The organism is Erwinia sp. S43, from assembly GCF_016624745.1.
Lineage (GTDB): Bacteria > Pseudomonadota > Gammaproteobacteria > Enterobacterales > Enterobacteriaceae > Erwinia > Erwinia coffeiphila.
In genome coordinates, this window is the sequence record NZ_JACVTX010000004.1 from 319,930 (window position 1) to 334,753 (window position 14,824).

12 protein-coding genes are annotated in these 14,824 nt (G+C 55.2%); 3 read left to right on the forward strand and 9 right to left on the reverse strand.

Annotated elements, in window-relative coordinates:
• Positions 1–50 precede the first annotated feature (50 nt).
• From IBT47_RS07800 to IBT47_RS07810, 3 genes are read right to left on the reverse strand one after another with little or no spacing between them, the layout of a single operon-like run.
• A complete protein-coding gene (locus IBT47_RS07800; protein ID WP_200560017.1) occupies positions 51–1,820 on the reverse strand; it encodes a SmdB family multidrug efflux ABC transporter permease/ATP-binding protein in 1,770 nt (589 codons plus the stop codon).
• Entirely contained in the window at positions 1,810–3,582 is a 1,773-nt protein-coding gene (locus IBT47_RS07805) for a SmdA family multidrug ABC transporter permease/ATP-binding protein (protein WP_200560018.1), read from the reverse strand. The genes IBT47_RS07800 and IBT47_RS07805 overlap by 11 nt, the downstream gene beginning before the upstream one ends.
• Before the next feature lie 41 nt (positions 3,583–3,623).
• Positions 3,624–4,097 (reverse strand): Lrp/AsnC family transcriptional regulator, encoded by a 474-nt coding sequence (locus tag IBT47_RS07810; RefSeq protein ID WP_200560019.1) that lies wholly within the window; start codon positions 4,095–4,097, stop codon positions 3,624–3,626.
• 94 nt (positions 4,098–4,191) lie between these two features.
• Here IBT47_RS07810 and IBT47_RS07815 point away from each other — a divergent pair, with 94 nt between their 5' ends.
• The gene (locus IBT47_RS07815; RefSeq protein WP_370569865.1) at positions 4,192–5,127 is read left to right on the forward strand and encodes a DMT family transporter; all 936 of its coding nucleotides are present in this window, start codon (positions 4,192–4,194) and stop codon (positions 5,125–5,127) included.
• 50 nt (positions 5,128–5,177) lie between these two features.
• Here the strand turns inward: IBT47_RS07815 and cof are convergent, their stop codons facing one another.
• On the reverse strand, positions 5,178–5,999 hold the full coding sequence (cof, locus tag IBT47_RS07820; protein ID WP_200560021.1) for an HMP-PP phosphatase: 822 nt from the start codon (positions 5,997–5,999) through the stop codon (positions 5,178–5,180).
• Positions 6,000–6,099: 100 nt separating this feature from the next.
• On the opposite strand from cof, the gene IBT47_RS07825 reads away from it, so the two are divergent.
• Both IBT47_RS07825 and queC read left to right on the forward strand, forming a co-directional pair.
• Positions 6,100–7,800, forward strand: a complete 1,701-nt coding sequence (locus IBT47_RS07825) for an SgrR family transcriptional regulator (RefSeq protein ID WP_200560022.1) — start codon at positions 6,100–6,102, stop codon at positions 7,798–7,800.
• Positions 7,801–7,867: 67 nt separating this feature from the next.
• Entirely contained in the window at positions 7,868–8,563 is a 696-nt protein-coding gene (gene queC / locus IBT47_RS07830; RefSeq protein WP_200545370.1) for a 7-cyano-7-deazaguanine synthase QueC, read from the forward strand.
• Positions 8,564–8,681: 118 nt separating this feature from the next.
• On the opposite strand, the gene IBT47_RS07835 is transcribed toward queC, so the two are convergent.
• The 5 genes from IBT47_RS07835 to lon all read right to left on the reverse strand — a co-directional run bounded on the left by IBT47_RS07835 (position 8,682) and on the right by lon (position 14,683).
• Positions 8,682–9,089, reverse strand: a complete 408-nt coding sequence (locus IBT47_RS07835; RefSeq protein ID WP_200560023.1) for a thioesterase family protein — start codon at positions 9,087–9,089, stop codon at positions 8,682–8,684.
• A gap of 108 nt (positions 9,090–9,197) precedes the next feature.
• Complete coding sequence (locus tag IBT47_RS07840; RefSeq protein ID WP_200560024.1) at positions 9,198–9,563, reverse strand: helix-hairpin-helix domain-containing protein; 366 nt, start codon at positions 9,561–9,563, stop codon at positions 9,198–9,200.
• Between the two features lie 139 nt (positions 9,564–9,702).
• On the reverse strand, positions 9,703–11,574 hold the full coding sequence (ppiD, locus tag IBT47_RS07845; protein ID WP_200560025.1) for a peptidylprolyl isomerase: 1,872 nt from the start codon (positions 11,572–11,574) through the stop codon (positions 9,703–9,705).
• A 259-nt stretch (positions 11,575–11,833) separates the two neighbouring features.
• Positions 11,834–12,106, reverse strand: coding sequence for a nucleoid-associated protein HU-beta (gene hupB / locus IBT47_RS07850; RefSeq protein WP_105590803.1), 273 nt, complete (start codon positions 12,104–12,106; stop codon positions 11,834–11,836).
• Positions 12,107–12,328: 222 nt separating this feature from the next.
• Entirely contained in the window at positions 12,329–14,683 is a 2,355-nt protein-coding gene (lon, locus tag IBT47_RS07855) for an endopeptidase La (RefSeq protein WP_200545366.1), read from the reverse strand.
• Positions 14,684–14,824 lie beyond the last annotated feature (141 nt).

A 14,824-nucleotide genomic window follows, 5' to 3' on the forward strand; every position in this document is an offset into this window, starting at 1 on the left:
TCAGGGCAATGGTTATTTTTTCGCCTGAATATGGTGCAGCGCCTGACCAGTTAAGATTCGCTCTCTGCGGCAGCCAGCTCTTCACCCGCCAGCTGTAGCTGGTACATTTGCCAGTAGCGTCCCTGGGCTGCCAGCAGCTGTTGATGATTACCGCGTTCCACTGCCTGCCCACGGTGCAGTACAAGGATCGTATCCGCCTCGGTGATAGTGGAAAGCCGATGGGCAATGACGACCAGCGTGGTTTGCTGGCGTATAGCACGCAGTGCCTTTTGAATCGCCTGCTCTGTACCCGAGTCAATATTGGCGGTGGCTTCATCCAGGATCAGGATCTTCGGCGTTGCCACCAGCACCCGCGCCATCGCCAGCAGCTGTTTTTGCCCAACGGAAAGGTTGTTTCCCTGCTCGCCCAGTCGGGTGTAAATCCCGTCGCTCATACTTCGCGCCAGCGAAGCCAGCTGCACGGTTTCCAGCGCCTGCCAGACCGCCTGTTCGCTGATATCCCGCCCCAGAGTAACGTTAGCAAAGAAGGTATCCGCCAGCACGACCGGGTCCTGTTGTACCATCGCCACACTCTGCCGCAGCGACGCATGACTGAGTGACTCCAGCGGGCGGCCATCCAGCAGGATTTCACCTTTACTGAGCGGATAATAGCCCATCAGTAAATTAGCCAGCGTGCTTTTACCGCTCCCCGTATGGCCAACCAGCGCAACGAAATCACGCGGGGCGACTTCCAGGTTGATATCGGTCAGCACCGGCTTACCGGTACGATAGGAAAAAGTCAGGTCGCGAATAGCAATGCTGCCGCTGGACAGCGGCTGCGGATCGTCGCCATAGGGCTGACGCGGCGCATCCATCAGTTCGAAGATGCGCTCACCGGCCACCACTGCCTGCTGCAGCATCGACTGTTGAGTCGTCAGCTCGATAAGCGGTTCATTAAGGCGACCAAGGTAATTAATAAAGGCGTAAAGTACCCCGACCTCAATTGCCCCCACCGACGAAAAGCCAAACAGCAGCATCAGGCCACACAGGATCATCGCGGAAAACAGGCTGAGCAATGGCCGCAGCAGAAATCCATCCAGCCGCAGCGTCTGCATCCTCGCCAGATAATGCGAGCGGCTGGCGGCCCCCATACGCTCACCAAACCGCGCCTGCTGGCGGAACTGCTGGATAACGCTCATGCCGTTGATCGCTTCATTAAAACCGTTGTTGATGTCTGCCAGATAGCTGCGCACCCGGCGAACAATTGGCGTGCTGTAGCGTTGATAAATCAGCATAACGATCAGCACAGCCGGGAAAATTGCGATTGCAATCAGCGCCATGCGCCAGTCGAGGCTGAACATCGCCACCAGCATTGCCCCCACCAGCGCCGCGCTACGCAAAACGGTCGCCGCCACGGTAACGTACAAATCGCGTACGACTTCGGTATCGTTGGTGACACGGGATATGATTTGCCCGACCGGCTGGGTATCAAACGCGCTGAGCGGCTGACGCAGCGCGGCATCCATTACGTCGGTACGCAGGCGCTGCACCACGCCAACCGCAGCCTGGTTAAACAGCAGTGACTGCCAGTAATGCAACGCCGCAGCCAGTAGCTGCAGCAGCAGGAAGCTGGTTACCAGACCTGCAGCCAGGCCCAGCGGCATATGGTGTTTCGCCACCATATTGTCAATAAAGTAACTAATCAGCACCGGTCCCAGCACTTCCGCCGCTGCGGCCACCCACAGCATCAGCACCGCCAGACTCAGCGATTTCCGCCACGGCGATCCATAGGAAAGCAGCCGTTTAAGCGTTGGCCACAGCCGCCGGTTTTCATTCGCCATGCGGCACCCCCTGCTCTGATTCATCTTCGTCCAGCGCGGCTTCCAGCTGCTGATAGCGATACATATCACGATACCATCCGCTGGCAGCGGCCAGCTGTTCATGGCTGCCGCGCTGGGCGATTTTGCCATGCTGTAATACCAGAATCTCACTGGCTTCGGTCAGGGCAGAGAGTCGGTGTGCACTGATGATGATGGTGCGCCCTTCACCCCAGCTGCGCAGATTGTGCAGGATCTGATGTTCGGTACGACCATCGACAGCCGACAGCGCGTCATCCAGTACCAAAATTTCGGCATTGAGCAGCAGCGCACGGGCAATAGAAATACGCTGCTTTTGCCCGCCGGACAGCATTACCCCGCGCTCCCCGACTTCAGTCTCATAGCCTGCTGGCAGGCGTATAATGTCATCGTGAACCGAAGCCAGCATTGCCGCCCGCTCGATTTCATCCTGAGTCGCTCCCGGATTGCCGAGTGCAATGTTGTTGGCAATAGTGTCCGAGAACAGGAACGGCGTCTGACTGACCACCGCCAGGCGACTGCGCCAGCTGTCCAGCTGCAGTTCCGTCAGTGGAATACCGTGGTAGCGGATATCCCCGCGATCGATATCAAAATGACGCTGGATCAGGCCGAGCACCGTGCTTTTACCGGAACCGGTCGGGCCACACAGCCCCAGCATCTGTCCCGGAGCCAGACTAAGATGAATTTCCGACAACGCGGGCTGAGCGGCGGCCGGATAGCGGAACTCGTCGATCGCTACCCGCAACTCCGCGCGCCCTTCCGGCAGAACTGTTGTTCCATCGGTGACTGTCGGTGCCTCTGACAGCAGCGCCTTGATGCGGCTCCATGCGGCGCTACCGCGTTCAACAATGTTAAACATCCACGCCAGCGCCAGCATTGGCCAGATCATCAGGCCGAGGTACATCACAAAGCTGGTCAGTTGGCCGAGGCTTATCTCGCCGTGCCAGACCATCCAGCTACCGCCGCCGATCGCCAGCAGATTCGACAGGCCAATCGCCACGTAAATTGTCGGATCAAAGCGGGCATCAACCCGGGCAACGCGCAGATTTTTTTCTCCGGTATCACGGGCAATGTCGGCAAACTGCGCCGACTGGCGATCTTCCAGGCCAAAAGCTTTGATCATCCGAATGCTGGTCAGGCTTTCCTGGGTCTGATCGTTTAACGAGGAGAAGGCTGCCTGCGCCAGCTTAAAGCGGTTATGCAGCTGATCGCCGTAGCGTTTAATCACCAGTGCCATTACCGGCATCGGCAGCAGCGCCAGCAGCGTCAGCTCCCAGCTGATCTGCGTGCTCATCACAATCAGCACGGCGCAGCCCATTACCAGTGAATCCACCAGGGTCAACACGCCCTCACCGGCAGCAAAGACCACGCGGTCAACATCGTTAGTGGCGCGGGCAATCAGATCACCGGTGCGATGGCGTAAATAGAATTCAGGATGCTGACGACTGAGCTGACGATAGAAATCTTCACGCAGCTCCACCGCCAGCTGATAGGAGGCACCAAACAGCAGCACGCGCCAGACGTAACGCAGCAGGTAGACCACCACGGCAGTAAGCAACATGACTCCCACCCACACCAGCAGCCGCTGATGGCTCATCTGCTGCTGGCTAACGCCGTCAACAATGGTGCCAACGATATGAGGCGGCAGCAGCTGCAGCAGCGCAATGACGATGAGCAACAGAACGGCGCCCACGTAGCGCCGCCATTCACGAAGGAAATACCAACTTAGCTGGCTGAAAAGTCGCACAAAATATCCTGATTATCGACCGAAAAGAAGACGGCTGCCGTTCAGGGGGCAACCGGCAAAGCGGTGGTGTATTTTATCTCTTCCATGGCAAAACTCGAAGTGACATCGATCAGGCCTGGAATACCGTTGACCAGCCGTTTGTAAAAACCATCGTAGCTTTTCATATCGGCTACCTGCACCTTCAACAGGTAATCATATTCTCCTGCCATACGATAAAAACCCATCACTTCAGGCATTCCCTGCACTAACGTTACAAACTGCTGAAACCAGCTGCTGCTGTGCTGCTGGGTTTTTATCAGCACAAACGCCGTCAGCCCCAGGCCCAGCTTTTCACCGTCAAGTAGCGCCACCCGGCCGCGAATATAGCCCTCATCCTCAAGCCTTTTCAAGCGCTTCCAACAGGGCGTGGTGGTCAGGCTGACCGCATCGGCCAGGGCCTGCAGTGAGAGCATGCAGTCCTGCTGTAACAGGTTAAGCAGCATGCGGTCTTTTTTATCAAGCGGATTTTGTAGCAAAATTTTCTCTCATTGGTCTGGTGAGCAGCATGATTATAGCAACCTTTTCCCCGATGGTTTAGTTAATCTGAATCCACTCCAGACCATTTCAGGGATGATGACGATGAACAAGAATATTTACCGTAACCTGCTTATTGCCGGGCTTTTTGGCGCAGTAGCCCTGACATGGGGGACGACATGGATGGCGATGAAAATTGCCGTTGCCACGGTTCCCCCTGTTTTTGCTACCGGGCTGCGTTTTTTGTGTGCTGCCCCGCTACTTTTGCTGCTGGCACGCTATCGCCGCGCTCCGCTGCTGTTCCCCGCAGGTCAGCGCGGTTTCCAGCTCTGCGTTATGCTGTTCTACTTTGCCATTCCCTTTACGCTGATGATCTACGGTGAGCGTTACACCTCTTCCAGCCTGGCGGCGATTATTTTCGCCACCATGCCTGCGGCGGTGCTGGCAGCATCGCTGCTGTTTCTGCGGGAAAAAACATCACTTCAGCAGCTGCTGGGATTGGCAATCAGTCTTGGTGCACTCAGTACCATTCTGTGGCATGAAACCCAGGCCAATGGGGTCAGCCAGATGAAGGGTATTCTGGCGCTGGTAGCGGCGGTGCTGATCCACGCACTGATGTATGTTCAGTGTAAAAAACGCTGCGCCGGGATTTCCGTTCTGAGCTACAACGCTCTTCCCTGCCTGGGTGCCGGAGTGCTGTTAACGCTGACCGGCCTTAGCGAATCACCGGATTTTCACGCGTTTGCCCCTGAGGCGCTGATGGCTATTGCTTATCTGGGATTAGTCGCGGGTGTCGGCGGGATACTGTGCTACTTCGCGCTGCAACAGGTCGCGCGACCTTTCCAGGCCTCGCTGGTATTTCTGGTCTTTCCGCTGATCGCCATCGCACTGGAAAACGGGCTTAACGGCAGCAGTATCAGTCGCGAATCCTTACTGCTGCTGCTGCCGTTCCTGTTGGGGATTTTACTGACGCTGTATCGCGGCGCGGCACAGAAACGCAAAGTGGTTGTGCCCGCAGCAATACAACGCTGAATACAAATAAAAAAGCCGGACATCTTGTCCGGCACACTGGAAAACGGGTCTCAGTATTCGGGGGAATAGTCGAGATGTGGTGTGTTAAGCCAGTGGTTGAGGTAATGCGACACTCCCTGCGTCGCGCAATTTCCAATAACCGGTAAATGCGGTAGCTGCGCTTTCAGCTGCGCCATGGCATTTTGCATGACAAAGCCATACCCAACCTGATTCAGCATTTCCAGATCGTTCATCGCATCGCCAAAGGCCATGCAGGTTGCCATTTCTATCTCCAGATGCTTTGTAAGCTGAGTCAGCGCCGATCCCTTATTACAACCCAGTGGTAACACCTCCAGGCAGTGGCTGGCCGAGAAGCAGAGATGAGCGCTGTCTCCCAGCACCTCACGCAGCTGAATCAGCAGCTGGCACAGATCATCATGCTCGCCGAGAAAACAAATTTTAGTGACCTGATGCTCCGCCAGCGTACGTGGATCGGCAATATGGTAGCTAAAGCCGCTCAGCTGATGCGCATCTAAAATTTCAGGCTCATCAAATTGGGTAAACCAGCCGTCATCGTTGAAAACGTGCAGACTTGCTTTAGTCTGCCAGTGGCTGTGGATCACCTGACGGGCAACCGACGGTGGCAGATCTGAGCCAAACAGCAGCCCACCCTCGGCATCGTGAACACGGGTTCCGTTGCCGCTGATTAACCAGGCAGGCAGATTGTGCTGCTGCATCAGCGGCTGCATTTCCAGGAAGTGCCGGCCGGTAGCAAAAGCAAGCTGTACCGGGTGCGCCTGCAGCAATCTCAGGGTCGATAAAGTTTGCTCCCCAAACTGATGAGTCGGTAACAGCAGCGTTCCATCCATATCAAATGCAGCAAGGCGAACCATAATCACTCCGGCAACGGTGGTTAATCTGTCAGCAAGTATCACCTGGTATTTGCGGAACAAATAGTGAATACTTTCACAAAACTGTTCCGGGTTTAGGCTGATGCGTGAAATTAACCGGTTAAATCAATATCAGCGGCTTTGGCAGCGCAGCGAAGGCCAGCCGCTATCGTCCAGCGTGGGCGAAATAGCCAACTGCTGTTTTTGTAGCGAACGCCACGTTCGCACCCTGCTTAATCAGTGGCAAGAGGCGGGATGGCTGGGCTGGGAGGCGCGCTCGGGGCGCGGCAAGCGTGGAACCGTGACCTTTTTACGCTCGCCTGAAGCACTGCGTAGCGAAATGATGCTGCAACAGCTGGACAGAGGGCAGCCGCAGCATGCCCTGCAGCTGGTGCCGCTCGCCACCGAGCAGCTCAGCCAGCTACTCCAGCCGTTTCTTGGCGGCCAATGGCAGAATAATCAGCCGACGCTGCGTATACCCTATTACCGCAAGCTGGACCCGCTGCGGCCCCTGGTGCTGGCCGGGCGTGCAGAGCAGCATCTGGCCCAGCAGGTGTTCTCTGGGCTGAGCCGACTGGCCGGTGATGACGCTATCCCCGACCTCGCTCACCACTGGCAGATTAGTGACGATGGCCTGAGCTGGTTTTTCTTCCTGCGACCCCAGCTACGCTGGCACCACGGCGAAGCGGTAACCGCACAGCAGCTGCAGCAGACGCTGCAAAATATTCTCGCCAGCCCGACCGGAGAGCGAATGCTCGCCAGCGTGAAACGCGTATCTCAAGCCCATGCGCTCTGCCTGCGCATCGATCTGCATCAGGCAGACTACTGGCTTGCTCACCGGCTGGCCAGCGTATGCTGCCTGTTACCTCATCCCGACAATCCGGATATCGGTACAGGCCCGTGGCGGCTGGTCGCCAACTCGACAATGCTGGTCAGGCTGGAAAGCCACGGCTGGTATCACGGCGTCCATCCTCTCATGCAGGCGGTTGAATACTGGATCGCTCCGCAGCTTTTTGACCGCGAACTTGGAACCAGCTGCCGCCATCCGGTGCAGATAGCGATAGGGGCACAGCAGGACCTCGCGCAGTTACAGCCCGTGAGCCAGCGTATCAGCCTGGGGTTCTGTTACCTGGCTATTGGACAACGTGCCGGGCTTAACGCCGCGCAGGCACAGCACATTATGGCACTGGTACACCTGTCAGGACTGGTCGAACAGCTACCGCTGGAAGAAGGGTTGATTTCCCCCAGTAATGAGATGCTTCCGGGCTGGCATATTCCGCAGTGGAAACCCGATCGGCAAACGGCACTCCCTGCGACGTTAAGCCTGCATTACCATCTGCCGGTAGAACTGCACGCAATGGCTATCCGGCTTCAGCAACTGCTGGCAGCACAGGGCTGCCGCCTCAGCCTGCACTTTCACCCGGCGAAAAACTGGCAGGATTATCCGTCGCTGGCGGAGGCCGACCTGGTGATGGGCGATCGCCTGATCGGTGAAGCACCAGTATTCACCCTTGAAAGCTGGCTAAGGCTGGACCCGCTGTGGCCGGTGATTATCGGCAAAGCGGAATGGCAGAAGCTGTTGAAATCACTGGACGAACTTCAACAGCACGCTGACGGGGCCGGACGACACGATGCAATGCACGACGTGTTTAAAAAACTGATGCACCAGGCTGCCATTACGCCGCTGTTTAACTATCGCTATCAGGTTAGTGCACCGCCGGACGTCGAGGGGATACGGCTTAATGCGTGGGGCTGGTTTGATTTTTCCCGCGCATGGCTCCCGCCACCGGTAGCCATTGACTGAGTGAAACTACCTTTCTATCGATTCAGGCAGTACCATAGCGGGCAGAACATTATCAGGAAGAGTAAGTATGAAACGTGCAGTCGTAGTATTCAGCGGTGGTCAGGATTCAACAACCTGCCTGATCCAGGCCCTTAAGCAGTACGACGAAGTCCACTGCGTGACCTTTGATTATGGCCAGCGGCATCGGGCTGAAATTGACGTTGCTCAGCGGCTGTCGCTGTCGCTGGGTGCTCGTGCGCACAAGGTTCTGGATGTCACCCTGCTTAACGAACTGGCGGTCAGCAGCCTGACCCGCGATAACATCCCGGTCCCTGACTGGGACCCCGCCAGTAGCGGTCTGCCGAGTACCTTTGTACCGGGGCGCAATATTCTCTTCCTCACGCTGGCGGCTATTTATGCCTATCAGGTGGAAGCCGAAGCGGTGATTACCGGCGTGTGTGAAACCGATTTCTCGGGCTATCCTGACTGCCGCGATGAGTTTGTAAAAGCCCTTAACCATGCCGTATCACTGGGCATGGCGCGCGATATCCGCTTTGAAACACCCCTGATGTGGCTGAACAAGGCGGAAACCTGGGCGCTGGCCGACTACTGGCAGCAGCTTAAACTGGTTCGCGAACAGACACTGACGTGCTACAACGGCATCCAGGGCGATGGCTGCGGCGAGTGCGCGGCCTGCCATCTGCGCGCTAACGGTTTGCAGGAATATCAGCACAATGCTGATACTGTGATGCAGGCGATGAAAACGAAAACCGGCCTGGTTTAAGCCACGGAGCGATGATGACCGGGCACCCTCCCGGTCATTCGTGACGATCCGAAAAAACGAGCGTTGGTGGCATTAAGCCGTTTCCCGTTTGGCTGAATGAGAAAAAAAGCATCGCGCTTTATTCACCCGGCTCCAGCATCGCCTCCAGCCTCTGACGCAGCTCCCCTTCCATCGGCTGCGCTTTCTGAGTGCGCAGGTCAATACAGACGAAGGTTAACAGTGCATCGGCCACCACCTCGCCGCCGGGCTGTAGCGTTACCGTTTGAGCAATCACGCCGCTTTTGCCGTTCAACTGCTGCACCTTGCTGCTGACCAGCAGGGCATCGCCAAGCACCGCGGGCCGACGATAGTTAATATTGATATTCACCACAATAAACGCCAGATGATTGGTCGTCATCCAGTGAAAGGATTCGGTTTCCTCAAGCCAGGCCCAGCGGGCTTCTTCAAGAAACTCCAGATAGCGTGCGTTATTGACGTGTTGATAAACATCAAGATGATAGCCACGAACTTTGATGGTGGTCTGCATTGCTTCCGATCTCCGAGTAAAAAAGGCCACACCAACTGGTATGACCTCTTAGAGATTAGCAGCCGGAGCATCGGCGTTGCAGACAACGTGCCCGACTCGCGAAACGGATCACAGTTTAATTCGTGTCAAATTACGTTCGACCAGCGCCTTGCCGATCCCCGGAACCTCGGTCAGCTGATCGACCTGGCTAAAGGGGCCATACTTGTCACGATAGCTGACGATAGATTCCGCTTTTTTAAGACCCACGCCGTTCAGCGTGGCCGCCAGCTCCTGCGCGGTGGCACTGTTAATGCTCACCTGACTACCCGCATCCTCATCGCTCTTGCCAGCCCCCTGCGGCACCGGCGTTTTCACTCCCGTTCTGGTTTCGGCCTTCACGTCTTTTGGTGCCTCCACGCTGCCGGTTGCCAGCGCGGGTGTCATAAGCGCCATGCCGAATGCCAGTGAAAGAGCCTGAAGCGTTGATTTAAACATGCTGTTTTCCTCCATGTGTTTGACAGCATGACTAACCTACGTCAGCGCTTTTCAGGCGGCAAACGGCAGATTTCAGAAATGGAAAAGGCCGCATAAGCGGCCTTTCGAGTTGCAATCAGTTGCAGTGATTTTGCGAGGCTTACTGCGCCTGTGCAGCAGCACCGTACTTGATTTTGGCTTCTTTACGCAGGTTAGTCATCAGCGCTTCAAAGGCAATCTGTGCGTTATTCTGCGTTACGCCCTGAACCAGCGCGGTTTTCTGTGCAGCCGGCATTTCACCCGTCTGTACCTTATCCAGCGACAACAGCACTACGTTGCCCTGCATATCTTCACCCACACCGTAAGATGCTTTACCCGCTGCAGGCAGCGGCAGCGCAAAGGCTGACTGCGTCAGAGGGTCCTGCCCGGTACGCGTCAGCGTCTGGGTTTGACCAAAGCTCAGACCCGCCGCTTTCAGCGCCTCATCACCTTTGCCGGCTTTCAGATCCGCCAACAGTTTATCCGCCTGCGACTTCGCTGCCGCCTGCGCTTTCTGCTGCTTCAGGGTATCGGTGATCTGCGCGGTCACCTCTGGCAACGGCTTAACGGCTTCCGGCTTGTGCTCGCTGATACGCAGGACAAAAGCACGATCGCCATCAACAGTAATGACGTCTGAGTTTCGACCCGGCGCACCATTATCCCCGACAAGGCCGCCGTTGAAGATCGCTTCCTGAACCGGTTTAAAGTTCAGCTCAGCAGGCAGATTATCATGGCTGAACCAGCCCGTTTCCACCGCTTTAACGCCGGCCGCCTCTTCAGCTCCCGCCAGTGACTCAGTGTCGTTGCTTGCCGCATCGCTGACTTTCTGCTGTAGCTTATAGTAAGCATCGACGGCTTTTTCCTGCTTCACTTTTGCCGCAATTTCATCACGAACGTCGGCCAGGGCTTTAATCTGCTGAGGCTGGATATCATCCAGGCGAGCGATAATAAAGCCAACTGATGATTTGATGATCCCTGACAGCTGCCCTTTGTCTTTCAGGCCTGAGTTTTTCAACTCATCAGGGGTCGTATCCGGCTCCAGCCAGCCCATATCGCCGCCCTGGCGTGCTGAAATCGGGTCAGCTGATTTTTCTTTTGCCAACGCGGCAAAATCACCGCCGTTCTTCAGTGCATCCAGAATCGACTGCGCTTCCGCTTCGGTTTTGGTCTGAATGATGCTGTAGCGATTGCGCTGCGGCTGGGTGTAATCCTGCTGATGTTCATCATACCAGCCCTGGATTTCACTCTCGCTGACCGGCTCCTGCATGCTTGCCGCATCCAGCTTGATGTAGCTTACGCGGAACTGCTCAGGAGACATGAAGCTGTTTTTATTCTGCTGGTAGTAGTTATTGATTTCGTCAGGGGTGACGGTCTGTTTTGCCGCCAGTTCACCAACGTTAATCGTCACTTCGCGCACCAGACGCTGCTGGGAAATTAACGCGGCCAGCGCATCACTTTCGCTGCCCAGAACAAAGTCGGTACCGGTCACGGACTTAATCAGCTGCTGAGTGGTCAGCTGCTTACGCAGCGCTTCCGCATACTGATCGGCCGTAAAGCCCATATTGCCAATCAGGCCCAGATACTTGGCGTTATCAAACTTGCCGTCGGTCTGGAACGCGGGCTGGGTGAAGATCGCCTGCTTAATCTGATCGTCGCTAATTGCCAGGCCAATATTTTTTGCATACTGGTCCAGCAGAATTTCATCGGTCAACTGCGAAAGCGCCTGCTGACGCATTTGCTGCATGTAACCTTCGTTACCTGCCAGTGCGGAGAATTGTTCGCCCAGCATCTGCTGCTGACGTGCACGCTCGTTGCTGAAAGCTCGCTCAAGTTGAGCACGGCTGATTTCCTGACCATTTACCTTGGCCGCATAATCACCACTGCCGCCCGTCAGGTATCCGCCCACGCCGGTAAGAACAAAGGACAGGATGATCAAACCCAGTATAATTTTGAGCACGACATGGTTCGAGGCCGCGCGTAAATTGTCCATCATGGTGTGACAACACTCCGCTGTAGTGTGAATGTAAAACCTTGCGCTATCGTCCCGCGTTCCCGAGGACGTGCAACGCCATGCATTGCTGCAACTCCAGTGACTCCAGGGAGTTACATCCTGTAGACAACCGCATTATGCGAATGTCACTGAATCATAAAAAAAAGGCACATCAGTCTGATGATGTGCCTGTATGTTACATGAGAACGCCCTGGCGATCCTCACTCCGCCGAAGAAATCTGTTTCAACGGCAGCATATTGCTTAGTTAACGGCGTCTTTCAGCGCTTTACCGGCACGGAAGCCCGGTACTTTGCCCGCAGGGATAGTAATTTCTTTACCCGTCTGTGGGTTACGACCAGTACGCTCTGAACGCTCACGCACGGAGAAGGTGCCGAATCCTACCAGCGCCACTTCGTCACCAGACTGCAGAGAATCAGTAACAGAGGCAATAAACGCATCCAGTACACGTCCGGCTGCAGCTTTGGAAATATCTGCATTTGCAGCAATTTTGTCGATCAACTGTGACTTGTTCACCTAATCATCCCCTCTTTTATTTTTCACACCGTGACTGGCACCCTGCCAGCAACGTATGTGCAGTCGTTTATTATGACCGCGAACCTAACTTGTTGAGCCATTACCATCGGCAATCGTTGCTATGACTGGCTTAACAGCATCCTAAATTAGCCGGACAAAAAAAGGCTGGCAAGTAACAATTCACCTGCCAGCCCTCGTTTTACGGCGATTTATCTTAAATTACTATTTTTCGGTGACAACCTGCATGCCTGAAGGGGCATTTTGCAGGGCCAGCTCAAGAACTTCTTCGATCCGCTTCACCGGATAGATCTTAAGATCGGCAATCACGTTGTCTGGAATCTCTTCCAGGTCGCGCTTGTTTTCGTCCGGAATAAGTACCGTTTTGATCCCGCCGCGATGCGCTGCCAGCAGTTTCTCTTTCAGACCACCGATCGGCAGCACCTGGCCACGCAGCGTGATCTCACCGGTCATGGCCACATCAGCACGCACCGGATTACCCGTCAGGCAGGAGACCAGCGCGGTGCACATGGCAATACCTGCACTTGGACCATCTTTCGGCGTAGCCCCTTCAGGAACGTGAACGTGGATGTCACGCTTCTCGTAGAAGTCACCGTTGATGCCCAGCTTGTCCGCACGCGCACGCACCACGGTCAGCGCAGCCTGGATGGACTCCTGCATCACTTCACCGAGAGAACCGGTGTAGGTCAGCTTGCCTTTACCCGGTACGCAGGCGGTTTCAATGGTCAGCAGATCGCCACCCACTTCCGTCCACGCCAGACCGGTCACCTGACCGACACGGTTTTCACTGTCGGCACGGCCGTAGTCAAAGCGCTGTACGCCAAGGAAATCTTTCAGGTTGTCGCCATTGATATCAATACGCTTCAGCGACTTATCCATCAGCAGCGATTTCACCGCTTTCCGGCACAGCTTGGACAGTTCGCGCTCAAGGCTACGCACACCCGCTTCACGCGTGTAGTAGCGGATGATGCCAACAATCGCACTATCATCGACTGAAATTTCATTTTTCTTCAGCGCGTTACGCTCGATCTGCTTCGGCAGCAGGTGCTGTTTGGCGATGTTCAGTTTTTCGTCTTCGGTGTAGCCAGAAAGACGGATCACTTCCATACGGTCCAGCAGCGGAGCCGGAATGTTCATCGAGTTAGACGTTGCCACAAACATCACATCGGAGAGATCGTAGTCGACTTCCAGATAGTGATCGTTAAAGGCAATGTTCTGCTCGGGATCGAGCACTTCCAGCAGCGCAGAGGCCGGATCGCCACGCATGTCCGAGGACATCTTGTCGATCTCATCCAGCAGGAACAGCGGGTTTTTGACCCCCACTTTGGCCATTTTCTGGATCAGTTTGCCCGGCATCGAACCGATATAGGTACGACGGTGACCGCGAATTTCCGCTTCGTCACGCACGCCGCCCAGAGCCATACGTACGTATTTACGCCCGGTGGCTTTGGCGATTGACTGCCCCAGCGAGGTTTTACCCACGCCCGGAGGCCCAACCAGGCACAGAATCGGGCCTTTGATTTTGCTGACGCGGCTCTGTACGGCTAAATACTCAAGGATGCGGTCTTTCACTCGCTCAAGGCCGAAATGATCGGTATCCAGCGTTTCCTGCGCTTTGCGCAGGTCTTTCTTCACTTTGCTGCGCGCATTCCACGGAACCTGAACCATCCAGTCGATGTAGCCACGAACGACGGTGGCTTCAGCCGACATCGGCGACATCATCTTCAGCTTCTGCAATTCAGCTTCGGTTTTGTCTTTTGCCTCTTTCGGCATTTTGGCCGCGTCAATTTTACGCTTCAGCGCTTCATTTTCGTCAGGCGCATCGTCCATCTCGCCCAGCTCTTTCTGAATGGCCTTCATCTGCTCATTCAGATAGTACTCACGCTGGCTTTTTTCCATCTGTTTTTTCACGCGGTTACGGATGCGTTTCTCAACCTGCAGCAGGTCGATTTCCGACTCCATCATCGCCATCAGATATTCCAGACGCTCGTTCACGTCGGACATTTCCAGCACGGACTGTTTGTCAGCCAGCTTCAGCGGCATGTGCGCCGCGACGGTATCGGCCAGGCGCGCAGCATCATCAATACTGTTCAGCGAAGTCAGTACTTCCGGCGGGATCTTTTTATTCAGCTTGATGTAACCTTCAAACTGATTGATCGCCGTGCGTACCAGCACTTCCTGTTCGCGCTCTTCAATCTCCGGAGACTCAAGGTATTCTGCCTGCGCGGCAAAATGGTCGCCGTTGTCGGATAAAGTCGTGATATGAGCACGCTGTAAACCCTCTACCAGCACTTTCACCGTGCCGTCCGGGAGTTTCAGCATCTGTAAAATGGAGGCGACGGTCCCGACAGAGAAGAGATCGTTAATGCCTGGTTCATCCGTTGAAGCTTCTTTCTGAGCGACCAGCATGATCTTTTTGTCATGATCCATGGCGGCTTCAAGGCAGCGAATCGATTTTTCACGACCAACAAACAACGGAATGACCATGTGCGGATAAACCACTACGTCACGCAACGGCAACACAGGGATTTCAATGCGTTCAGAACGCTCAGGATTCATAGAGCTCTCTCTTAGTTTAATTTCCGCCAGGTAAGGGGAACCGCATCATCCTTAACAGAAGCGGTTTACCCACAGGTATTTGAGTATATGGGGATGAATGGAATAGATTCAACGTTGGGGTTACCAGAAATGTTAAAGGGG